Source organism: Flavobacterium johnsoniae UW101 (assembly GCF_000016645.1).
Taxonomy (GTDB): domain Bacteria; phylum Bacteroidota; class Bacteroidia; order Flavobacteriales; family Flavobacteriaceae; genus Flavobacterium; species Flavobacterium johnsoniae.
On sequence record NC_009441.1, the window covers coordinates 743,658 to 766,793 of the forward strand.

The 23,136-nt window shown below is 32.3% G+C and carries 23 protein-coding genes; 8 read left to right on the forward strand and 15 right to left on the reverse strand.

Going from position 1 to position 23,136, the window contains the following annotated elements:
* Positions 1–244 precede the first annotated feature (244 nt).
* A complete protein-coding gene (locus FJOH_RS03555) occupies positions 245–1,606 on the forward strand; it encodes a hydroxymethylglutaryl-CoA synthase family protein (protein WP_012022767.1) in 1,362 nt (453 codons plus the stop codon).
* Between the two features lie 323 nt (positions 1,607–1,929).
* On the opposite strand, the gene FJOH_RS26150 is transcribed toward FJOH_RS03555, so the two are convergent.
* Together FJOH_RS26150 and FJOH_RS03565 are read right to left on the reverse strand one after the other, a co-directional pair.
* Positions 1,930–3,090 carry a hypothetical protein gene (locus FJOH_RS26150; RefSeq protein ID WP_012022768.1) on the reverse strand — a complete coding sequence of 387 codons (1,161 nt, stop codon included), beginning with the start codon at positions 3,088–3,090 and terminating at the stop codon, positions 1,930–1,932.
* A gap of 41 nt (positions 3,091–3,131) precedes the next feature.
* Positions 3,132–3,341, reverse strand: a complete 210-nt coding sequence (locus FJOH_RS03565) for a hypothetical protein (RefSeq protein WP_044047456.1) — start codon at positions 3,339–3,341, stop codon at positions 3,132–3,134.
* A gap of 103 nt (positions 3,342–3,444) precedes the next feature.
* Between FJOH_RS03565 and FJOH_RS03570 the strand changes: the two genes are divergently transcribed.
* Positions 3,445–3,816, forward strand: coding sequence for a peptide chain release factor 1 (locus tag FJOH_RS03570; protein ID WP_012022769.1), 372 nt, complete (start codon positions 3,445–3,447; stop codon positions 3,814–3,816).
* A gap of 170 nt (positions 3,817–3,986) precedes the next feature.
* Here FJOH_RS03570 and FJOH_RS03575 read toward each other — a convergent pair whose 3' ends face one another.
* From FJOH_RS03575 to FJOH_RS03595, 5 genes are all read right to left on the reverse strand, one after another.
* Positions 3,987–4,544, reverse strand: a complete 558-nt coding sequence (locus FJOH_RS03575; RefSeq protein WP_012022770.1) for a hypothetical protein — start codon at positions 4,542–4,544, stop codon at positions 3,987–3,989.
* 101 nt (positions 4,545–4,645) lie between these two features.
* A complete protein-coding gene (locus FJOH_RS03580) occupies positions 4,646–5,386 on the reverse strand; it encodes a LytTR family DNA-binding domain-containing protein (RefSeq protein WP_012022771.1) in 741 nt (246 codons plus the stop codon).
* A gap of 140 nt (positions 5,387–5,526) precedes the next feature.
* Positions 5,527–5,967 carry a GNAT family N-acetyltransferase gene (locus FJOH_RS03585; protein WP_012022772.1) on the reverse strand — a complete coding sequence of 147 codons (441 nt, stop codon included), beginning with the start codon at positions 5,965–5,967 and terminating at the stop codon, positions 5,527–5,529.
* 54 nt (positions 5,968–6,021) lie between these two features.
* Entirely contained in the window at positions 6,022–6,621 is a 600-nt protein-coding gene (locus tag FJOH_RS03590; RefSeq protein ID WP_012022773.1) for a hypothetical protein, read from the reverse strand.
* Positions 6,618–8,015 carry a polymer-forming cytoskeletal protein gene (locus FJOH_RS03595; protein WP_235022994.1) on the reverse strand — a complete coding sequence of 466 codons (1,398 nt, stop codon included), beginning with the start codon at positions 8,013–8,015 and terminating at the stop codon, positions 6,618–6,620. Before FJOH_RS03595 ends, FJOH_RS03590 begins: the two co-directional genes overlap by 4 nt.
* Before the next feature lie 120 nt (positions 8,016–8,135).
* On the opposite strand from FJOH_RS03595, the gene FJOH_RS03600 reads away from it, so the two are divergent.
* On the forward strand, positions 8,136–8,549 hold the full coding sequence (locus FJOH_RS03600; RefSeq protein WP_012022775.1) for a helix-turn-helix domain-containing protein: 414 nt from the start codon (positions 8,136–8,138) through the stop codon (positions 8,547–8,549).
* Positions 8,550–8,681: 132 nt separating this feature from the next.
* On the opposite strand, the gene FJOH_RS03605 is transcribed toward FJOH_RS03600, so the two are convergent.
* The gene (locus FJOH_RS03605) at positions 8,682–9,602 is read right to left on the reverse strand and encodes a hypothetical protein (protein ID WP_012022776.1); all 921 of its coding nucleotides are present in this window, start codon (positions 9,600–9,602) and stop codon (positions 8,682–8,684) included.
* A gap of 736 nt (positions 9,603–10,338) precedes the next feature.
* On the opposite strand from FJOH_RS03605, the gene FJOH_RS03610 reads away from it, so the two are divergent.
* Entirely contained in the window at positions 10,339–11,631 is a 1,293-nt protein-coding gene (locus tag FJOH_RS03610; RefSeq protein WP_012022777.1) for an aminopeptidase P family protein, read from the forward strand.
* A complete protein-coding gene (locus FJOH_RS03615; RefSeq protein WP_012022778.1) occupies positions 11,624–12,535 on the forward strand; it encodes an alpha/beta fold hydrolase in 912 nt (303 codons plus the stop codon). The genes FJOH_RS03610 and FJOH_RS03615 overlap by 8 nt, the downstream gene beginning before the upstream one ends.
* Positions 12,536–12,947: 412 nt before the next feature.
* On the opposite strand, the gene FJOH_RS03620 is transcribed toward FJOH_RS03615, so the two are convergent.
* On the reverse strand, positions 12,948–13,466 hold the full coding sequence (locus FJOH_RS03620; protein WP_012022779.1) for a ferritin: 519 nt from the start codon (positions 13,464–13,466) through the stop codon (positions 12,948–12,950).
* An 89-nt stretch (positions 13,467–13,555) separates the two neighbouring features.
* Positions 13,556–13,912, reverse strand: a complete 357-nt coding sequence (locus FJOH_RS03625; RefSeq protein WP_012022780.1) for a hypothetical protein — start codon at positions 13,910–13,912, stop codon at positions 13,556–13,558.
* Between the two features lie 179 nt (positions 13,913–14,091).
* Between FJOH_RS03625 and FJOH_RS03630 the strand changes: the two genes are divergently transcribed.
* Both FJOH_RS03630 and FJOH_RS03635 read left to right on the forward strand, forming a co-directional pair.
* Entirely contained in the window at positions 14,092–14,895 is an 804-nt protein-coding gene (locus FJOH_RS03630) for a TIGR00266 family protein (protein WP_012022781.1), read from the forward strand.
* A gap of 166 nt (positions 14,896–15,061) precedes the next feature.
* The gene (locus tag FJOH_RS03635; protein ID WP_012022782.1) at positions 15,062–15,838 is read left to right on the forward strand and encodes an alpha/beta fold hydrolase; all 777 of its coding nucleotides are present in this window, start codon (positions 15,062–15,064) and stop codon (positions 15,836–15,838) included.
* Positions 15,839–15,920: 82 nt separating this feature from the next.
* Here FJOH_RS03635 and FJOH_RS03640 read toward each other — a convergent pair whose 3' ends face one another.
* Positions 15,921–16,295 carry a hypothetical protein gene (locus FJOH_RS03640; protein ID WP_012022783.1) on the reverse strand — a complete coding sequence of 125 codons (375 nt, stop codon included), beginning with the start codon at positions 16,293–16,295 and terminating at the stop codon, positions 15,921–15,923.
* Between the two features lie 26 nt (positions 16,296–16,321).
* Positions 16,322–16,642 carry a roadblock/LC7 domain-containing protein gene (locus FJOH_RS03645; protein WP_012022784.1) on the reverse strand — a complete coding sequence of 107 codons (321 nt, stop codon included), beginning with the start codon at positions 16,640–16,642 and terminating at the stop codon, positions 16,322–16,324.
* A 283-nt stretch (positions 16,643–16,925) separates the two neighbouring features.
* Here FJOH_RS03645 and FJOH_RS26915 point away from each other — a divergent pair, with 283 nt between their 5' ends.
* Positions 16,926–17,069 (forward strand): hypothetical protein, encoded by a 144-nt coding sequence (locus FJOH_RS26915; RefSeq protein ID WP_159436622.1) that lies wholly within the window; start codon positions 16,926–16,928, stop codon positions 17,067–17,069.
* A 429-nt stretch (positions 17,070–17,498) separates the two neighbouring features.
* Here the strand turns inward: FJOH_RS26915 and FJOH_RS03650 are convergent, their stop codons facing one another.
* The 3 genes from FJOH_RS03650 to kbl all read right to left on the reverse strand — a co-directional run bounded on the left by FJOH_RS03650 (position 17,499) and on the right by kbl (position 23,092).
* Entirely contained in the window at positions 17,499–20,258 is a 2,760-nt protein-coding gene (locus tag FJOH_RS03650) for a PD-(D/E)XK nuclease family protein (RefSeq protein WP_012022785.1), read from the reverse strand.
* A 63-nt stretch (positions 20,259–20,321) separates the two neighbouring features.
* On the reverse strand, positions 20,322–21,785 hold the full coding sequence (locus FJOH_RS03655) for an OmpA family protein (protein ID WP_012022786.1): 1,464 nt from the start codon (positions 21,783–21,785) through the stop codon (positions 20,322–20,324).
* 113 nt (positions 21,786–21,898) lie between these two features.
* The gene (kbl, locus tag FJOH_RS03660; protein WP_012022787.1) at positions 21,899–23,092 is read right to left on the reverse strand and encodes a glycine C-acetyltransferase; all 1,194 of its coding nucleotides are present in this window, start codon (positions 23,090–23,092) and stop codon (positions 21,899–21,901) included.
* Positions 23,093–23,136 lie beyond the last annotated feature (44 nt).

Below are 23,136 nucleotides of genomic sequence, written 5' to 3' on the forward strand. Positions count from 1 at the left end.
ACTTTTACGTACAATAATTGAGCTGCTTAAAAATAATTTACTATAGAAGCCCCAAAGCAATGCTTTTCAAGCTTTAAAAGAAAAAATCTATTCTAAGTAGATTACTAAAAATTTATCATATTGTTATTTTATTCAAAGTTTTGATTTGTTTTCTTCAAAAGTGTTCTATGTCCGGAATTTTATCAAAGTAAAAAATTGTCATTCCGCAACATAGTTTTACCTTTAGCGGCTCAAAAAAATAAGAATGAAAACAGGAATTGATGCTATATCTTTTGACGTAGCAAACATACATTTACCCATAAAAACTTTGGCCATTGCCAGAAATATTGAACCAGAAAAATTAGAAAAAGGTCTTGGATTACTAAAAATGACTTTCCCGGACGTTCATCAGGACGCTGTTGTTTTTGGAGCAAATGCTTTAACCAAGCTTATCATTGATAATAAAATTGACTTAAAAGAAATAAGCCGAATTTATGTTGGTACCGAAAGCAGCATTGACAGCTCTAAACCAATTGCTTCTTATTTAATTAGTTTAATGGAGCAAAAATTTGGCGAAGATTCACTAGCAGAATGTGATGTTGTAGATTTTACTTTTGCCTGCATTGGCGGAGTTGACGCGATGCAAAACTGTCTTGATTTCGTAAAATTAAATCCAGCAAAAAAAGCAATTGTAGTTACTTCTGATTTTGCAAAATACGACTTAAACTCTGGCGGAGAATATACGCAAGGTGCCGGAGCAGTTGCAATGCTGATTACCGCAGACCCAAAAATTATTGCTTTTGATGACAATTGGGCAACAAGCACAAAAGGCGTTTTCGATTTCTTTAAACCATACAGAACTATCTCTAAAGAAGAAATTACAAAAAATACCAGCAACGACCCTTGGTTTGACAATTTAGAAGCCGAAATTGAAATCCATAAAGACCAGCCGGTTTTTGACGGACAATATTCTAACCAATGTTATATGGATCGTACGCGCAATGCCTACTTTTCATTCAAAAAATTAAAAAACACTACCGAAACTCTTTATAACACTTGGCACAGTATCGTAATGCACCTGCCATATTCTTTCCAGGGAAGAAGAATGTTATCTGAAATCTACGCTTTAGACAGTGCCGAAAAAATTATCGCTGATGATATTGCACCAGCCGATTATCAGACAAAAATTAAAGAAGTGGCAAAATCTGATGATTACAGAAGTTTTGTAACCGAGAAATTACAACCTGCAGAATTGGCTTCTTCTTTAATAGGAAACCTTTACACTGGTTCTATTTTCATGGGATTGTTATCGACTTTGGCTCATTTTTATGATACAAAAAAAGAAGTTGCAGGAACTAAATTTGGTTTCCTTGCTTATGGAAGCGGATCAAAATCGAAAGTTTTTGAAGGAACGATTCAGCCAGAATGGAAATCAGCTTTAGAAAACGTAAAGCTTTTTGAAAATTTAACCGAAAGCACAGAAATTGATTTCAACACTTACGAAAGCCTTCATAAAAAAGAACAAAAACAAAGTATAAGAACTCCAAAAAACGAATGGATTTTAGACAGAATCGAAAAAGAGATTCCTGTTTTAATTGGAGCTCGTTATTATAAATGGATTGATTAAGAAATTCCAATAAAAAAACCGAAGCAAATGCTTCGGTTTTTTTATAACACAAAGTTTGTCATTGCGAGGAACGAAGCAACCACACTAACAATAATAAACGCGTTGAGATTGCTTCGTTCTTCGCAATGACAAGATTACATTTAAAAACCTTTGCCGAAGTTTTAAACTTTGACAAATTTACATTCTCAAAAGAATATAATAAAACCCGACAAGTTTTGAAAACTTGTCGGGTTTAGCACACTTAAAAGGTTAAAAAATATTCTAAATAAAATACTTTAACCCCTATTTAACAGAAAGACATTAACTAAATACTACAACCAAAATTAAACTCCTAGAAAAATAATATCCAAACGATTTCTAGATGCTAAACCTGATGATATCCTTAATGGCGCTCCCACAACCGCTGCAATTTTCAACGTTACAACATCTCCTGCATTTGCTTGAAAAATAGCTGGATAATGAATGTTTAAGTAACCGCCAGCTGCCGTATAATAATATGTTTCATCACTTGAATACCCTACTCCATTTATAAATATTTGTACATAAAAAGATTTATTTTCAGCAACTGCCCCATCATTAATAAAAAACGAATGAAAAATCAATTCATATTTTCCGGTATTTGGCGCGGTGTATGAATCAATTCCAGGAAGCGAATAAGAAACCCCCTGGCTTAGTATCAAATCACTACTAATATTACAGTAATAGGTTCTATAATTAGATGTTTGGGTTCCAACATTAGGTTGCCAAGTCCCTACACCATTTGCATCACTTGTTAACACTCTGCCAGCCGCTTGTGTTCCATCTTTTATCTGCAAAGCTCCAGCTGTAGTACCATTATTGATCTGCAATTTTGTATTTGCTCCTCCTGTTAAAGCTGTAGCTGTATTAACTAAAACCTGCCCAGTAGAAGTAACACGCATTCTTTCAACATTATTTGTCTCTATTGGCAAATCAAAATTATCATTAGTTCCAATAGACTTAACAGCTCCATTATTATTCCCGTCAAGTATCCATGGTAAACCTGCAGACCAAACCACTTTTCCGGCGCTATTTGTAGTAAGCGTTGTATTTGATACTCCCGGCGCAATATCAATAATGGCATCACCGTCAAATAATTTGTTTGTTCCGCCTGTAATTGCTATAGTAGCATTTGTACTTAACAGAGAACCTTTTGTAATCCCGCTTGATAAAGCATCTTTTGTAATTGTTTTTAAAACACCATTAGCATCTGTTACCACAAGATTATCGGCTGCAGCACCCGTTTGCAGTCCTTTTAAAGCCAGAGTAAAAGCACTCGTCGTGGTTAAAACCGAAGGCTGTGTTAAAGCGCCGCCCAGCTGGATATAACCATTGTTAGCCGTAAGCCCGTTATTTACATAAGGGTTTATGGTAACTTTTTCTCCATACATGGTAACGACAGTTTTGTTTTGTGAAAAGACAAACACACCTTGAATCATCAATACTAAAAACGTAATTTTCTTCATTTCACTTATCTTTATTATTCTTAATTTTTGACATAAAATGTCTATTGTTTGTGCATTCGTTTTTTATCTTCCGCCACAAATTCTTTAATTAATTTCTCGCGATTAGCAATAATTTTAATCAAGACTTTTGTTGCTGTTTCATCGCCTCGAAGAAACCTCATTTTAGCAGCCGGCACCTTAATACCCAACACAAGGGCAAGCAAAGTATAATCCCCATAAATTGTGCTCTTTTTAATTTGTTCGATTGTCATAACAAAAAAGTTTATTTATACCTTTGTTTATCACTGTAGCAAATATATACATAATTCTGTAAGTAAATGCATACAAATACAAAATTCTGTAAAGATTTTCTTAATGAACGATATAACTAAAAGATTTTTAGAGGTTTACAATTACTTAAAGGATCGAAACATGGTATCAAATCCTAAAAAATTTGCAGAGGAACTGAACATAAGCACATCTTTATTTACAGAAATCTGTAAACAAAGAACAAATGCAGGAATTACACCTATTCAAAATTTATTAAAAAGATATTCTGATATTGATGCCAATTGGATGATAACAGGTGAAGGATCTATGTTAAAAATCAGCACTCAAAATGCCGAATTAAATACAAATATAGATTACAAAGAACTTGCTCAGGCAAGACTTGAAATTATCGAATTGAAAAATGAAAAGATTGAATACCTGACCGAAAAATTAAAAAAATTAGAAAATCCAGAGTAAGAAATTAAAACAAAAAACCGAAGCAAATGCTTCGGTTTTTTATTTCTATATCATACAGTTTGTCATCCTGAGCGAAGTCGAAGGACACACAAGCAGCTCCGCAACAATATTCCAATCTTTGTCGAGCAACTAACGCGTCCTTCGACTTCGCTCAGGATGGCAAGATTGTCTTAAAAAAACTTTGACAAAGTTCTTGGCACATAAAGCAACAACCCCAATCCTAAAACAAAAATTACACAACTCAAAAACATTAAAATTCCATTTTTTAAAGCAAAAAAGGAAAATCCCACAGCAGCCGAACCAAAAATTACCATTAAAGACTTTACCGTTTCTGTTTTTATAAAAGTAAATGCATGCAAAGCCAAACCAAGAAAAAGTAAAGACGGACCAACAGCCACAAACGGATAAAAAATTAATGGTGAATTGCTGATATGCTGACCTAATGCTTCTTTTGCAGTTTCATTATTTCCGTAACTTGACATTATAAAATCGATTGTACATAGACCAATATGCGCAATAACACCTAAAGCTGTCAAAACAGAAGTTACTTTATTTGTCTTTGTTCTTGGAAATGCGTCATTAAACGAAAGCAAAAAACAAGCTCCAATTAAATTAAACCAATGTGCAAAATCTATAGATTCGCTTAAACTTGGTAAAAGTTTAGAAAAGAATAAGTAACTGATTAGAAAAAACAGTAATCCGATCAGGCAGCGTTGTTTTGTTTTCATAATTTGTTTTAAAAATTGATGAAGTAAAACTAGAATGAAAATTTATCTGAAAGCTTTATTTTATTGACTTAGGTACGAAATGTATTATTTTAGGTATGAAATTACAATGCCAATAAAACATCTTTATAATTTTTAGAAACCGGAAGTTCAATTTGAGTCAAAATAATTGTATTTGAATTTCTCCAAGATTTAAAATGCGATGGATTTATTAAATGTGAACGATGGATTTGAACCAAAAATCCAAAATCGTCAAGCACTTTTTTGAGAGAAGATCGAATAAGTTTCGAATGGAGTTTATTATTTTCAATATAAAAAATCTCTATATAATTTTGTGCATTCGAAATACAGACCAAATCAGCTTTATTGATTTTTAGAATGTCTAATCTGTTTTCTCCTTTAAAAATCAAAACATCTCTCTCCTTTGGAATAAGCTTAATTAAATATCTTCTTGCGAGAATGATTACAGGTGTCAAAATCAAAGCGACTTTTATAAAGATTATCGAAAAGAACTCTGAAAAATCATATCCACCATTTAAAATTGGACTTTTATAAAAAGCAAAAACTCCAATTAAATACAGTACATAAAATAGAAAAATGGCTGTTATTTCTAAACTGATGTTCCACTTTCCTATTCTTTTGTAAAAGCTTTTTTGAATAAAAGCTAAAAGACCATAACACAAAAATGCCATTACACTAAAACCAAAACTGATTAAAAACCAAGCTCTGAAATTTATGGTTCCGTCATCAAAAGGTTTTATAACAAAAGCAAAAACGAAAAGCCATAAACTAATGAGAATGGCAATTACTAAATGATGCTTTATTGATGGATTTAGTTTGTTCATCCTAATTATTTTTTCACAATCTTGTCATTTCGACGAAGGAGAAATCTTCGCAAGTAACTCCGTTTCAACAAGCCAATCATTGCCGAGCTTCTCGTGAAGATTTCTCCTTCGTCGAAATGACAAACTAGACTGATAATTCTTTATTTATAAATCGTAAACTTATTATGACTTAACCTAAAACCCAAACTTTCATAAATCGCGACATTCTCTACACGTTTTTTATTTGTCGTTACTTCAATGCTTTTCAATCCATTTTTCTCTGCAAAATCTAAAATCTCATTTATTAATAATCGTCCAACACCTTGACCTCTATATTTTTGATGAATAAAAAACTCCTGAATCTCACCAACCAATCCGCAATGATGAAGGAGATTTTGGGTATGAAAACTAATAAAACCTAAACCTTCATTTTTGTTTTCAGCAATGAGATACAGATTTTTTGGATTTGAAATGTTTTCATTAAATATCATTTCGAAAACTTCAAAATCTAGAATTTCCTTTTCGAGTTCGCAGATTGCTTTGTAAACGAAATCTAGATCTTGATTTTGTATTTTTCTGATTTTAGTTTTTTCATCTTTCATCTTAAAAATCAATTAGCTTAAACAAATTCTCCCAACCATTTTAATTTGCAGGTTTTATAATAAAGTTCCTTTTCTAGGTTCAATAAGCCATTCAATAGTAACAACTTTTGAACATTTATCTTTCACATCACTTCCCGCCCAATCAATTAAAATTGCGGCACCATCATTTTTAATTTGATCTTTAACAAAATCAAATGTTTTTATAGCTCCAACAGGACCTTCTCCACTTAAATCAAAAACTATATTTCTTGTTTTCGTAAAAAGAGAATATAAAGAAAGTAACTTTTTTTGACTATAATCAAGGCTTTTTACTTTGTCTTTTTTAGAGATACCGTTTTCTTCAAAGATTTTTGGCTCTGAGTCTTCATGCAAATTTGTATTTCTTTTTAAGTATCTACTTACTGTTATAGAATTAAAAATGCGTACAAATCTTGATTCTTTAAAATTCTCTGCAAAAGTTAAGGGCTGTACTATCTTTATATTTTCATGTTGTATTTTTCCTGTAAAAATATCTACTAACTCAGCTTTCATTTCATAAAAGTAAGCTGTTCCGTATATGTGAATGAGAAGCAGTTCTCCTTTTTTAAGTTCGAAAGGCGGTATAAAATATTCTTTGGTTCTTATTCCTTTGCTTTCTATTAATAGCTCTTTCATTTCTCAAGTCGTTCAAATTTCTGTTTGTATTTTTGAACATATTTATTCCACTCCTCATCATTTTTATAAACAGAAAAAGCATATTCAACGGTTTCTTTACTAAAATGATTTCCAAAAATATTATCTAAATATTGAATTCCTGAATCGATTACTTGTTTTAAAACCTGCAACTTATCAATTCCAGTTGCTTTACAGGCTTTATCCAGCCATAATCCTTTTCCAATTTTCACATATTCTACAAGAAGATTTTCTGTTATAAATTGAGAAGGAACATCGTTGATATCAGGTTGATGTTTTCCGTTTTTAAAAACTAACAAAATCAATTCTTCCGAATAATAATCTTCTGGAATCAATCTCAACATTGTACCGTTTTCTGCTGCTTTAAAACAAAGTGCTTCCGTTATAAATTCATCAGGAATTACCTGAATCGCAAAACCATCTTTGCTTACTAATTTTTCGCAGAGTTCAGAAGTTATTAAATCCTGATCGACAAACGGCAAAGCATGAAATGTAATATTTAATGCCAAATTGCAGAGTTCTTCGGTTTTAAATTGCTTCGGAACTAGTTTAAGATCCCTATAATTTGCCAAAACACGCTCACGCCAATATTCGTAAGTTTTAGCTGGCGGATTATTTTGTTTTAAAACCAATTCGCCTCTTGCCAGATCTCGTTCTAATTCTTCAAAAGTTTCAATTAACGGATTATCGAGTAATTTTCTAAGTTCGTTTGAAATAATTTCTTCGTCGGTTTCATCATCATATTCACATTCATTTTTCGGATCAATTTCATCTCTGTCATTATAATAAAACAAATCATTTTTTCTTTCTGCAAATGCCGTATTGTGATCTGTAACAATAAAAACCGGAGAATTTATAGAACCCGAACAATTGAAATTTCCATGATTGTAATACGTCATCACTACTTCTTTTGCTGTAACGTTTTCTTTTATTTCAACATTGGCACCGCCAAGTAAAAGACTTTGGCAGTTTACATTTCCGTTTATAAAAACATACGGTCCATAATCGCCTTCGGCATTAATAATTGAACCGCTTACATAGAAATTTCCATTTATAAAAATGCCTTCAATTCTTATTTCTTCAATATTTTTAGCCGGAAGATTTAGCAATTTAGCCAGCCATTTTTTCTCTTTATCTTCATAAAGGTCTAAATAAAAATTTCCTTCAAAATTGGCATTTTCTTCTGCCGTTAGAAAAAAATCTTCGTCTTCCCATTCATCAAAATAATCAAACTTTTCATCCTCAGTTAAAAAAGGATATTTGGTTTTGATTTCGGCAATTGTTGTTAATTTGAAATTGGAAGTCTGCATTTTATTGGTATTGTTCGAAGTGATTTTTTGAATATCAAGATTACGTAATTCTAAATTGAAAATCAAACGATAGTCAGAAAAGTTGTATTTTTACCCGCGAAAAGATTTACAATTTGTATCTCACAAGAACGAACTTGTTTTCTACTGAAACCAAAAATGTAACCAATTTTTAAATATCTTTGAACTATGAGCACAGTAAAACCAAAACATATCGGCAGAAACATTAGCCGAATTAGAGAACTGAGAGATATGAAGCAGGAAGCACTTGCTATTGCAATTGGTACAAACCAACAATCTATCTCTATTATTGAAGGAAGCGAAAGTGTTGATGAAGAGAAACTAAAGAAAATTGCGGAAGCTTTGGGAGTTTCAGCAGAAACTATTAAAAATTTTTCTGAAGATGCTGTTTTTAATATTATTGGAAATACTATTGAAATAGAAAATAATACTGGTTCTTCAGTAATAAGTTATGGATGCACTTTTAATCCTTTAGATAAACTTATTGAATCTATTGAAAAGAATGAAAAACTTTATGAAAGATTAATTCAAATAGAAAGAGAGAAAGCTGCTTATTTGGAGAAGTTACTTGATAAGAAATAGAAATTTATTTTTATAAAAATAAAAAACCGAAGTTTTGAAATTTCAAAAGCTTCGGTTTTTTTATTCTTTAATTTTTATGCGTGTTATTTTACACCTTCTATATATAATTTTTCAAACTTAAAAAACTAAATTCTATATATATATTAAAACTGATATCATGATTGAAATTGATAATATTGCAATTAAGGAAGTTATAGTAACTATTAAATATATTAAAGTCTTGGGATCTAAATCTTGATCTTGCGCCATCGCATATTGAAAAATAGAAGAAAGAGATGTCGATATAAAAAGAATTATACAGATAAAAACTGTTAACCATTTGTAACCAAAAAAAGAGTTAATTGAAAGTATAAAAGTTCTATATCCAATTTTTGTATCTTTTGAATCGATTGGCCTTGTGTCCTTAATATCTCCATTTAAAAGTTTTCCCACAACATTAAATCTAGCATTAGGAGTGTTTAAAAAATACGCCTCTATCAATACTTCATCCCCCTTGTTCAACAAACTTGGAAGATAAATTACACTGCTTTTCGCTTTTCCGTTTTTATAAGAAAGTTCCGAATTTTGTTGATTCGCATCAGATTTTTTTCTAACCTGCAAAATAGTGCTCAAATTATTTTTATCATAAATAATTTGAAAATTAACAGGTCCATCAAGAAAATCCGATTTAACTAAGCTCACATTCCCCGTATTTTTTAATTTTATAGTTAGTTTTGAAATATTGTTTACAGCGGCACTGTCATAACTGATCACCAAATTTCCTTGAAAATTACTAGATTCTGAAATTATAGGTTCAAAATTACTATTCAAAACAGTTAATTCCTTCCTATCACTTTCATATGAAGTAATAAAATATGAAGCTAAAATCGGAAATATAACCCCAAAAATTGCAATAATAATTTCTGGTTTTTTATACCAAGGTTTTTCAGATATTAACTTTTGTCGTTCTCTTCTTAAATAAGCTTCTTTTCCAAGAATATCTCTTATTTTTTGATCCCGAATGTAACTCTCTTTTGTTCTATCATTATCAAAAGGTAATTCTTCGTCAGTCATTAAAAAAAGTTTATAGTTAGTGTTAATTTAAATTTAATTTTAGGACAATTTAACCAAAATAATCATATTTCATAATAAAAAAAACGCATAATAGAACCACACACATTACAAAGTCAAATTTTATCTTGAGAATAGATATTTTTATCCTAATTATAAAGCTCTGCCAAATGAAAAACAAAACAAAAATATCATCTCTAAGGAACATCATTGCAGAAATTCTGAAATTTTAAGTTACTAAATTTTATTATCTACAGAATCTACATGAAGTACAATTGACCTTTTTGTAAGTCTCCAAAATGATTCTTCGTTTCTCAGAATAACAAATTGTCTGCATTTTAATCTTTGAGGAGTTCCTGGCGAAGATTTCTCGTTTCTCGAAATGACAAGATTGTGATTACATGTGATTTTGAAAAGAAAAAATCTGCAAAATCTGCGTGAAACAAAACAGACAATCTTTGTGGAGTTACTTGCGATCCTTCGACTCCGCTCAGGAAGACAAAACAAAACTTAAACTTTGTGTTCTTTGCAACAAAAAACTTTGCGACTTCGCGTCTTTGCGAGCAAAAATCTCCTGCGCACTTTGCGTAAACCTTAGCGTTCTTTGCGGTTAAAAAACTTCATGCCTTAGCGCCTTTGTGGCAAAAACAATAAATAAGAAAACTTTAATAAATCTGCTATACGCCACTAATTCAAAAATCATTAATTTTGAAATTCAAAGTTCAAAAACGAAACAATTATGAAATATCATCAAATAAACAGCGCTCTTTTTGTAAAAAACCGCAGAAAGTTCATGGCTGAAATGAAACCTAATTCTGTTGCAGTATTCAACTCAAATGACATTTACCCAATTAGTGCCGACAGTACTTTACCATTTGCACAGCACAGAGATATTTTCTATCTGAGCGGTGTAGATCAGGAAGAAAGTGTTTTGCTTTTGTTTCCGGATGCGCCTTATGAGCATCAAAGAGAAATTCTTTTTTTGAGAGAAACCAACGATCATATTGCTGTTTGGGAAGGTGAAAAACTGACTAAAGAACGTGCTTTTCAGGTTTCTGGAATTAGAACCGTTTATTGGTTACAGGATTTTCATAAAATTTTGAACGAAATGATGACGTATGCCGATACGATGTACATCAATACAAACGAACATTACCGCGCAACTGTTGAAACAGAAACCCGCGAAGCTCGTTTTGTAAAATGGTGGAAAGAACGTTATCCAGCACACAATGTTGCAAAAAGCAACCCAATTTTACAAAGACTTCGTTCTGTAAAAGAAAGCGAAGAAATCGATTTGATTCAGCACGCTTGTGATATTACAGAAAAAGGTTTCCGCAGATTATTAGGATTCGTAAAACCAAATGTTACCGAATATGAAGTTGAAGCTGAATTAGCACACGAATTCATTCGTAACCGTTCTAAAGGTTTTGCATATACACCAATTATCGCTTCTGGAAACAATGCTAATGTTTTACATTATATCGAAAACAACCAGCAATGTAAAGAAGGTGATTTGTTATTATTAGACGTTGCTGCAGAATATGCAAACTATTCAAGCGATATGACGAGAACAATTCCGGTTTCGGGACGTTTTACAGAACGTCAAAAAGCGGTTTATAATGCTGTTTTGAGAGTTAAAAACGAAGCTACTAAAATGCTTACGCCAGGAACGCTTTGGAAACAATATCATATTGAAGTGGGTAAAATCATGACTTCTGAATTGCTTGGTTTAGGTTTACTAGACAAAGCCGATGTTCAGAACGAAAATCCAGAATGGCCTGCTTACAAAAAATATTTCATGCACGGAACTTCTCACCACATGGGACTTGACACGCACGATTACGGATTGCTTCATGAACCAATGAAACCAAATATGGTTTTTACAGTTGAACCGGGAATTTATATTCCGGCAGAAAAATTCGGAATTCGTTTAGAAGATAATGTTGTGGTTCAGGAAAAAGGAGAACCTTTCAACTTGATGCGCAACATTCCTGTTGAAGCTGACGAGATTGAAACATTGATGAATGAATAATTCACTGATGAAAAAGATTTTTCTCTTTGGCTTTTTATTGTTTCTGGCAAATATTTACGCGCAAACCGAAGGTTATGCCGTAAATAACGACGGAAGCAAAACATATTACAAAACATTCGGAAAAGGCGAACCGCTTTTAATTATAAACGGCGGCCCGGGAATGAACAGTAATGGTTTTGAAGATATGGCAAAAACTTTGGGCGAAAATCAGCAAACAATTATTTATGACCAAAGAGGAACCGGAAAATCGAAACTTTCAAAATTAGACGCTAAGACAATTTCTATGCGTTTAATGATTGATGATATTGAATCATTGAGAAAACATCTTAAAATCAAAAAATGGAATATTCTCGGACATTCTTTTGGAGGAATGTTGGGTTCATATTACGCAACTATTTATCCCAACAGTATCAACAAGTTGATTTTATCTTCTTCTGGAGGTGTAGATTTATCTTTATTGAAAGGCCCGAATTTAATCGAATCGAATCTTTCGAAAGTTGAAATAGATTCTATGAATTACTGGAATGATAAAATCGAAAAAGGCGATACATCTCACAAAGCAAGACTCGGACGCGGTCGTGCCATGGCTCCGGCTTATGTCTACGATCAAAAATTTATTCCGATTATTGCCGAAAGATTAACTCAGGGAAATTCGACAATCAATGGTTTGTTATGGTCGGACATGCAGAAAATGAATTTTGACTATAAATCTAAACTGAAGAATTTCAAAAATCCTGTTTTAATTATTCAGGGAAAAGAAGATATTATCAGCAATGAAATTGGAGAATTGGCACATAAGACTTTTCCAAATTCGAAATTGATTTTATTAGAACATTCCAAACATTACGGATGGCTTGATGCCAGAGAAAAGTATTTCAACGATATTAATTCATTTTTAAAATAAAATAAAAAGCTGTCTCAAAAGGACAGCTTTTTTGCTTCTCAAATATTTGCAAAATTTATTCTATGTGTAAAAACCCCAGCGGGGTGAAATTTTTATCTTATTCTTTGCTACAAATATTTCGCTTCTCCGAAGCTTATAAAAGAAACACACTCCTCTTGAATTAACAGAATATTTATAAATTATTCCATCGGCAGACCCCAGCGGGGTAAAATATTTATAGGATTTCAATAAGACAAATATAAAAAAGCTCCAGAGGAGCGACATATATTAAGAATGTATAAAAATATGTCGCTCCTCCGGAGCTTTATGTTGTAAAAAACATTTTTGTCTATAAATATTTCGCTTCTCCGAAGCTTATAAAAAAAGCTGCCTCTTTTGAGACAGCTTTTTTTAAAATTATATAAATCGATTATTATCCGATTTTTGCTATTTGCACATCTAATTGGAATTTGCCAGCAGCTTCATTTTCATCGATTAACTCAAAAAGCTCTAAAGCCCTTCTTGCGTTTTTCTCTTCTTCTCTTTGCTCAGCAACATACCACATCATAAAATCTTCTGTAGCGTAGTCATTCTCAGCTCTACATTTTGCGATTACTTTATTGATTGCCTGAGTAACAGCAATTTCATTTTGTAAAGCAATTTCAAATACTTCTCTCAAAGAAGCAAATTCTTGCTGCACTTCTGGAATAGATGGCGTAACGGCAATCCCTCCCATATCTGTAATATATTTGAAAACTTTTAGAAAATGCTCTCTTTCTTCTTCGGCCTGCTTATACAAATAAGATGCTGTATTTGCATAACCGTTTCTATCCAGCCATGCAGCCATAGCTAAATATTTGTTAGATGCGTCACTTTCTAATTTTGCCTGTAAGTTTAATATATTTTCTACACCTTCAACTAATGAAGTACGTGTTCTTAGTAAATCTTTCATATCCTTTAATTTTTATATGTGTAAAATTACAAAAATTAAAGAAGACCGTCCTAACTGCCTGAAAATTTGGATTTAATCTAAGTAAGAATCTAAATAAGCTCGACGTTTACAATATTACAAAGCATAGAATGCAAACTGAGGGTAAATTTAGTTCCGTTTAGTAAATCTCTTAACTGTACTATTTCACAGATAGTAAGATTTCTGGAAAAATTTCTTTTGGTAGTTTCAATCAGCTGCGCGTCTGACTGATCAGATAAGTCATAAAGCATATTGAGAATGTCAACGCTGTTAACCTTTCTTTGAAAAATCAAAAAATCATGAATTTTATAACTTGACACTGTATCAACAAAATTGATAATTATACTATTGGTCAAATCACATTGATAACTGTATCCTTTTTCGGTTTCAAATAATACTTTGGTGGTCAAATCACTAACTAATGCCATTCTGATAAAATATAATAACGGTGCAAAAATATAGAATTTAAAGTAATTAAACACATAATTAAGACTAATTTAAAATAACAAAATGATTTTATGTTTTTAAAAACCACTGAACTACACCAAAAATTGTAACATTCTGCTGCATCATGAGTCTAATTTTAAAAACAAATAACTAAGAAATCATGCAGGCACACGAAATAGATTATCAGATTTTTGGAGAAGAAATGCAATATGTCGAGATAGAATTAGATCCGCAGGAAATTGTAATTGCCGAAGCCGGCAGTTTTATGATGATGGAAAACAATATTCAGATGGAAACCATATTTGGAGACGGTTCTCAACAACAAGGCTCAGGTTTGTTTGGCAAACTTTTAAGCGCGGGTAAAAGAGTCCTTACGGGCGAAAGTTTATTTATGACCGCATTTTTAAACCAAGGAAATACTAAAAGCAAAGTATCATTTGCATCGCCCTATCCTGGAAAAATCCTTCCAATTGACTTAACAGAATTTCAAGGTAAGTTTATCTGCCAGAAAAGTTCTTTTTTATGCGCTGCAAAAGGCGTTTCGGTCGGGATCGAATTCTCTCAGAAATTAGGACGAGGCTTATTTGGCGGTGAAGGCTTTATTATGCAGAAAATAGAAGGAGACGGAATAGCATTTGTACACTCTGGCGGAACAATGGCTAAAAAAGTTTTGGGTCATGGCGAAGTTCTAAAAGTAGATACGGGATGTATTATTGGTTTTACCAAAGATGTAGATTATGATATTGAATTTATTGGCGGCATCAAAAATTCTATTTTTGGAGGCGAAGGATTATTTTATGCCACATTAAAAGGTCCGGGAACGGTTTACATACAATCACTTCCTTTCTCCAGATTAGCAGACCGAATTATAGCATCGGCACCAAGATCTGGCGGAAACAGCCGTGACGAAGGAAGCCTCCTTGGCGGATTAGGAAATCTCCTGGACGGTGATAATAGATTTTAATTTTAAATGGCTTTCAGAAACGGAAGCCATTTTTTATTAGTTCACAAACAATATTTGTTATAAATAAATTTATTACTACTTTAAAGATTTCCCAATTAAACCAAGACATTTCGATATTTTACTCCAGCTTTCTTAACTTTGTGCTTCATAACAAAAAAAGTTCATTTTGAAAACGCTTTTATATAAAAACACCACGATTTCATACTCAGATTCAGGAACTGGAAACGCAATTGTTTTACTGCACGGCTTTTTGGAAAACAAAAAAATGTGGAAAGACTATGTTGCTTTTTTTTCAGAAAAATATCGCGTCATAACAATCGATTTATTAGGTCATGGCGAATCTGATCCATTAGGCTATGTTCATGAAATGGAAGATAATGCCAATGTTATAAACGAAATTTTAGAACATTTAAAAATAGAAAAAGCGATAATTCTTGGGCATTCAATGGGCGGATATGTTGGTTTGGCTTTCGCCGAATTGTATCCGCAGAAAATACAGAAATTGGTTTTACTAAATTCAACTTCAAAAGAAGACAGCGCCGAAAAAAAATTAAACAGAACCCGGGCCATAAAAGCTGTAAAACAAAACTATATCAACTTTGTCAGCTTAGCCATTGCTAATTTATTCAGCGAAAACAATAGAACGCGATTAGCAGAAGAAATTGAAAAGGCAAAAATAGAAGCTTTAAAAACTCCTTTGCAGGGAATTATAGCTTCATTGGAAGGAATGAAAATACGAAAAGACCGAGAGTGGCTGTTAGAACAAAACCGCTTTCCTGTTTTATTAATTTTAGGAAAAAAAGATCCTGTTTTAAGCTACGAAGAAAGTCTTTCGCAAGCAGAGAATACATCTGTACAATTAGTTTCTTTTGAAGACGGGCATATGAGCCAAATTGAAAACAAAGAAGAATTGAAGCCTGTTTTATTACAGTTCTTCAACTAAAATTAAAGGAAAATATTAAAAGCAGAAAAGGCCATTTCGAAATGATATCGAAACAGCCTTTTCTTCATTTTGGGGGCAAAAATTATAATTTTGTAATAATGTCTTTTTTGAATTTTGCCAAAGTAGCTCTTGTTAATCCAAGATTTGCTTTTTTAGCATCAACAGCTAAGTAAATAAAATACTGGCCGTCTTCAGAAACATCTATAATATGTATTTGATCCGTCAATGTAATTAAAATATCGTTTATTTTTTGATCTAATCCTAGAGCTTTAATGGCGTTTAATTTTGCTTTTACAACTTCTAAATTATAAGCAGATGCTAATTCCGGATCAAAATCTGATTTTACAGAAAGCGAGCAGTACGACATTCCTGTTTCTACCTCAGTTACAGAAACTGCGATAAATCCGTGAACATTCTCTTTTAAATCATTTTGAAAATTTTGTAAAAAATCTGACATGTGTATATATAAATAATTGGTTTAAATTAATTGCTGAAAACAGTATCCATTTTACGAAGCAGAAGCCCCATTTTACTAATATCTTTAGATAATAATGCTACACAATTGTCATCCTCGCTTTTGTTAGCAACAACAATACCATCATTATTTTTAATCATCACCTGTTTTAAATCGCCATTATTAACATCTTCAGACATTTCCAAACACATTTTCAAAATCATTCCAATCATCGCGGCAACATTTCCATCATATTCTAAATTCACAGATTCTAATAGAACTCCGTCAATATTAAAAGTAATTCCAGACTCAGCTCCAGTTTCTTCTACAAGTGTATTTAAATCAACCATATAACATTAATTTTTTTAAGAAGGTCAAAGTTATTTTTAATAAAAAGAATTGTCGGCTAAACACTTGTTAAAAAAATGACTTCGCTCAACTATCTGAATCACTTTTGTTTATACTATAATTAAACCTGATTTTTAAAAGAAAATCATTAAAAAAATTTAACAGAAAAAAGAGAATTATCCAAAATTCAAACATTTTAATTCATAAAATTCAAAACACATTATTGATACGTGCAGATAATCAGTTTAATAGAAGTTTTTTCTAAATTTGCAAAAAAAATTTCCAATGAAAACTGTAGATGAATTACGTTTTGACTTAAATGTAAAATTGATGAAGTTCAGAAGATTTCGTTTTGAAAATGGACCTATAAATGCTTCAATTTCAGAAGAACCTGCAAAAAAAGGTTTTTTCAAAAAAATATTTAGTTAAAAACTACTTACAAAAAGCTGCAATGATTATTTAATATTATCGCAGCTTTTTCCTTCATGATCTGAATCTTAACATTCAGTTAAAGTCAAAAAACTAAAAAAAACAGGACTACATTTTTTTAGTAAAATTTAAGTGTATACGAATTCTTTGTTTTTATACTCTATTTATCATAACATATTTGACTTATTGAATTCCTGATAAAAATTCAACCCCAAGAAAATAAAAACACAAAAACGATCAGGTAAGCTTTTTTTATATTAATAGAATTTTTTTTGTAGATAAAGCCAAAATACCCCGCCATTAAAGCAAGTCAGAGAAAACATACAAATTTAAAAAAATCAAGTATTTTGTTTAGCGGGTCAATTTTTGAATCGCTTTTCTAAAAGACCAAACATTGATTTTGATTTTATACAAAAATTAAAAATGCATTTAAATCTTCTCTTCAAAAGGGATACTCAGATCAAATATTTCTTTTAAAAGCAGTACAATTTCTTCAACATAAGAATTTAAAATTGCTTTAGAAACGGTAACTTCCAAATCTTTATCTTCTTTAAATCCGAAAGATAAAAACCCCGATTTTAAATTTTTAAATGAAATGATACCAACTTCTATTGGAGTTTCTCCTGCCAATTGTTCATACATAAAAGCATAAGCCAATACCTGTATAATTTTATCGTTTTTAAGCTCCTGTGTTAAACCATTCCACGATTTAAGTACAATATTTGTTTTTTCAACTTTTCCTGTCTTATAATCAACGATTCTTATTTTTCCGTTACGAAGTTCAATTCTGTCTACATTTCCTTTAATTAAAACCGGAAATGGCAGTTCTGAATGGACTAATTCTCGTTCGAAAGTTTTCTCTAAAGCAATAATTTTAATTGTATCTCCATTTTTGATTGACTCCAATTCAATTTTCAAAAAATTAGAAACATTTCGTTTTGCGACTTCAAACGCCAAAAGGTTTCTCCCTTTTTTAATTTCACCTTCTTTATACACAAGTTTAAATTGCTTCAGAACTTCGTCATCCAACAATTTAAAACAATTTAAAATATCAGACTCAGAAATAAATTTCTCAACAAAAGGATCATATAAAGCTTTTAATGTTTCGTGAATAATGGTTCCGAGTGTATTTAAGGCAATATTTTCTTCTACTTCTTCGACTTCACGAATACGCAGGATTTTTTGAAAATAGAATTCAGTAGGATTACGAATATAACTTGTTAATGCCGAAGGAGAAAATCCTGACAAAGCAATTTCCTTTAATCGCTCCATAACTGCATCGGATTTTGGAATCACCATTGGCAGATAAGCAGTAGTTGGCAATACAGGATTATAAATATCAAAAGTTAGATTATGCCTTGATTTTTTTTCAACTTCAAGCTGCGTGATAAAACGACTTCTTTCACCGGCATCTAATCCGTCGTTTTCGGTATTATAAATTAAATAGATGTTTTTTGCACGCTGCAGTAAATGATAAAAGTGATAGGTATAAATAGCATCTTTTTCTTTAAAAGTCGGCAGACCTAATTCTTTTTTTACATCATAAGGAATAAATGAATTCTGGGATTTTCCTGCCGGAAATTTTCCTTCATTCATTGAAGTTACAATTACGGTATCAAAATCTAGTACACGGCTTTCAAGAACTCCCATAATTTGAAGCCCGCGCAAAGGTTCTCCTTCAAAAGAAACTTCTGCAACATCTATTATCTGTTTATAAATAGCATGAAGCGTATCGATATTATCAATATGCTTGTGCTGCGAATAATAATTAATAAGCTTATTTATTACTTTAAAAACAGCATAAACAAACGTTTTTGCTATTTTTTCTTCTTCATTATCGTTGCTAAAGCTTTGCTTTATAAGCAGCAAAACTGCCGAAATATTTTCTAAAACTGCAACAGATCCATTTTCCCATTTCTGAAATAATAAAGAAAATAACTTGGAAGGATTTGGATTCAGATCCAAAATTTTATTAAGGGTAATAAAAGTATAATTGTTTTCTTTTATAATCCTGACTAAATGATTCACATTTGCATAGGGTTCTACTAAAGAATGTGTCAAAACATCGAGCACATCTTTATAATAAAAAACATAATTTCCCGCGCGGGAAAGCGCGTTTGTATGCATTTTGAAAAATTTTGCCACAAGTATCTGCGATGGATTATTTTTTCCTGAATATCCCATCGTAATATTCAAAGCTCCAACAGAAGATGGGAGCGAATACAAAACCGGAATTAGTAAATTTTCTTCTCCTAAAACTACCGCAACTTTATCTAAAGAAGCCGCAGGGTTCTTATTAATTAAATCCTCAATAATACTTCCAGCAATTTTAGCCTGTCCAATAGTTTTTGGGGTTCCAATTACTTCTATATTTTTAGTTTGTGAAAAATCATCTACAATCCACTCGAAAGGATGTGATTTATAGTGTTTCCAGCTTTCTTTAAAACGACGCACAAAAAGTCCTGCATCGTGATATGGATCATTTAAAAAAGTCTGATCTACATCCCAATAAATTTTGGCTTGATCTAATGCTAAAAGATGTTGTACTATTTTTTCTTCTGCAGCGTTTAAGGCATTGAATCCGGCAAATATAAAATTACGGTTTGAAATGGTATTCGAAAAATGATTCAGGTTATTTACCGCTTCTCTATAAATCAACCCTTGGTAACCAATAGATTTATTTAATAAATGGTTATATAAGGAATCGTAATACATAGGAAGAAGCTTCCAGAAATCAATATAATTTTCTAAAAGTTTTGTTTTGTTTTCTACTTCAATTCCCCATTTTTTAATATCCTCAATATCTTTCAAATAAGACAAGACATGGTATGGATCTAAAAGATAACGATCAATCTCATTAAAATCCTGTAAAAGTGTTTTTGCCCAATTAGCAAACAGCTCAAATGACTGCTGATGCTGTTTATCTGTAACTGACAAATAAACCTCATAAAACTCAAACAACAGCTCAATAGAATCAATTGATCTAATTGACGCTACATCTTGTACAAAATCTTCAATGCTGATAATTTCCGGAGAGAGAATAGTTTTTGATGTTTCTTTTTTAAGAGCTTCAATAAGAAAAACTTTAGCTCTTTTATTAGGCAGTACAATTGTGGTTTCAGAAAGTTTATCTGAATAATTTTGTATTACAACACCAGCAATTTTCTCTAAAAAAGACGTATTTATCATTTTATAAAAATAAAAAAAGCCATTCAATTAAGAATGGCTTTTCGGTATTATTTACAAAGTAAATTATAGTTTACCTTGGTATTTAGAACCAATATGTTTGATTTCAGTTCTTCTGTTTTGTGCTTTACCTGCAGCAGTTTTGTTACTTGCAACTGGTTGAGAAGATCCAAATCCTTTAGCTTCTAAATTTTCTGGATTAACACCTCTTTCAACTAAAGCGTTTAATACAGCGTTAGCTCTGTCTTGAGATAATTTATCGTTGATTTTAGCAGAACCTGTGTTATCCGTGTGTCCTTCAATAGAGAATTTCGCGTTTGGATAGTTTTTAAGGATTTCTTTAATAGCGTCTAATCTAGCTGGAGTTTCTTTGTCACCAGTTTTGAAAGTAGCTTTACCAGAGTTAAAGTAGATAGCTCTAGCTTGAACTTTAAGATCTTCTAAAGCTTGAGAAGATACTTCTGGACATCCTCTGTTACTAGCTGGACCAGGAACTGTAGGACAATCGTCATCTTTATCTAAAACTCCATCTTTATCAGCGTCTAAGAAAGGACAACCACCATTTTCTTTAGGACCAGCAACTGTAGGACATTTATCATCTTTATCAGCGATACCGTCACCGTCAGTGTCAGGACAACCTTTTAAAGCAGCTAAACCAGCAACATCTGGACAAGCGTCATCTTTATCAGCAACACCGTCTCCGTCTCTATCAGGACAACCGTTTAATGCAGCTAAACCAAATTCATTTGGACAAGCATCAGAAGCATCAACGATTCCGTCACCGTCAGTATCAGGACATCCGTTGAATTGTTTTAAACCAGCAACATCTGGACAAGCATCATCTTTGTCATAGATTCCATCTCCGTCAGTATCTTTACCTCCGAATTTGAAAACTAAACCTGCAGTGTGTTGGAAGTGAGATGGAGCATCTGGAACACCAGCTGCATCTTCTCTATCACCACTAACAGACCACTTGTATCTTGTAGCTAATTCAAGACCAATAGCATCAGTAAACCAGAAAGTAACACCAGCACCTGGGTTAACAGTTCCGTAGCTGCTATCTCCGAAGAAAGTATAACCTCCACCTACAGATAACGAAGGATCAACCACTTTAGATTTGATTAATTCTTGGAAGCTGTATTTGATTGTAGCATCAATTCCGTAGTACATCAAGTCGCCAGGATTAGTTACAACGTTTCCTCTTGAGTCATGCCCTGGAGCACTTGGAGCGAAAGTTACATATTTATCAATTTTGTTTACAGATCCTTGTAAACCAACTGAGAAACCACTACCTACATATCTAGACACACCAATGTAAGATAAAGAAGGAAGAATATTCCAGTTGTCTTTTACTGAGAATGGCTGAGAGAAGTGCTGATCAAAAAATCCACTTCCTGAACCCGAACTAGTCCTAGTATCCACAGCATTAACTCCGAAAGAGATAGCCCATGGATTGTTACTGTCTTGCGCGTGTGAGCTTAAACCCATCGCCATCAATACAGCAACTAAAAGTTTGTTAAGATGTTTCATACTTAATTTTTTTAATTACAATTTAGTTAATTACAAGCAAAAGTAACACCAAATTTTTTAAATACAAAATCAAATGTTAAAAAAAACCTACAAAAAAACACCAAATGTGGCAATTATATAACTTTTAACATTTTACCTGTTAATTTAAAAGCTTCTATTGCCTTGTCTAAGTGTTCTTTGGTATGCGCTGCCGAAAGCTGCACTCTTATTCTCGCCTTATCTTTTGGAACTACAGGAAAGAAGAATCCTATTACATAAATGCCCAGCTTTAAAAGTTCGTCTGCCATTGTCTGAGATAATTTTGCATCGTAAAGCATCACTGGTACGATTGCAGAATCTCCATCAATTATATCAAAACCGGCTTCTTTCATTCCTTCTTTAAAATAATTAGTATTCCACTCCAGCTTATCTCTAAGGGTTGTGTCTTTTTCTAATAATTCAAATACTTTTATTGAAGCTCCAACAATTGAAGGCGCAAGTGAGTTTGAGAACAAATAAGGTCTTGATCGCTGACGCAGAATTTCAATTATTTCTTTTTTAGCTGTTGTATAACCTCCCATTGCCCCTCCAAGTGCCTTACCTAGAGTTCCAGTAATGATATCAACACGTCCCATTACACCTTTTGCTTCAAGTGTACCTTTTCCTGTTGCTCCTATAAATCCTGCAGCATGACATTCATCAACCATAACCATTGCATCGTACTTATCAGCAAGATCACAGATTTTATCTAAAGGCGCAACTAAACCGTCCATAGAAAAAACACCATCAGTTACAATTAATTTAAAACGGGCTCCTGCTTCATTTGCTTTGATTAACTGCTGTTCCAGATCTTCCATATTGTTATTTTCATAACGATAACGAGCCGCTTTACACAAACGAACACCATCTATAATAGAAGCATGATTTAAACTATCTGAAATAATCGCATCGTTTTCTCCTAATAAAGGCTCAAAGACACCACCGTTTGCATCAAATGCAGCAGCATACAATATGGTATCTTCTGTACCATAAAAGTCAGCTATTTTTTTTTCTAATGTTTTATGAATATCCTGAGTCCCGCAAATAAATCGAACAGACGACATTCCGAAACCATGAGTATCCATTGCATCTTTTGCTGCCTGAACCACTTCTGGATGCGACGAAAGCCCTAAATAATTATTGGCACAAAAATTTAAAACTGTTTCTCCGGTCGAAATCGTAATTTCAGCACCTTGGGGCGATGTTATAATTCTCTCCTTTTTGAAAATACCATTTTCTTCGATTGTCTGCAGCTCACTTTGCAGATGTTCTTTAATTTTACCGTACATTTTTACAATTTATTTAAAACGTTAAAAATTAACAACTTAAGCCT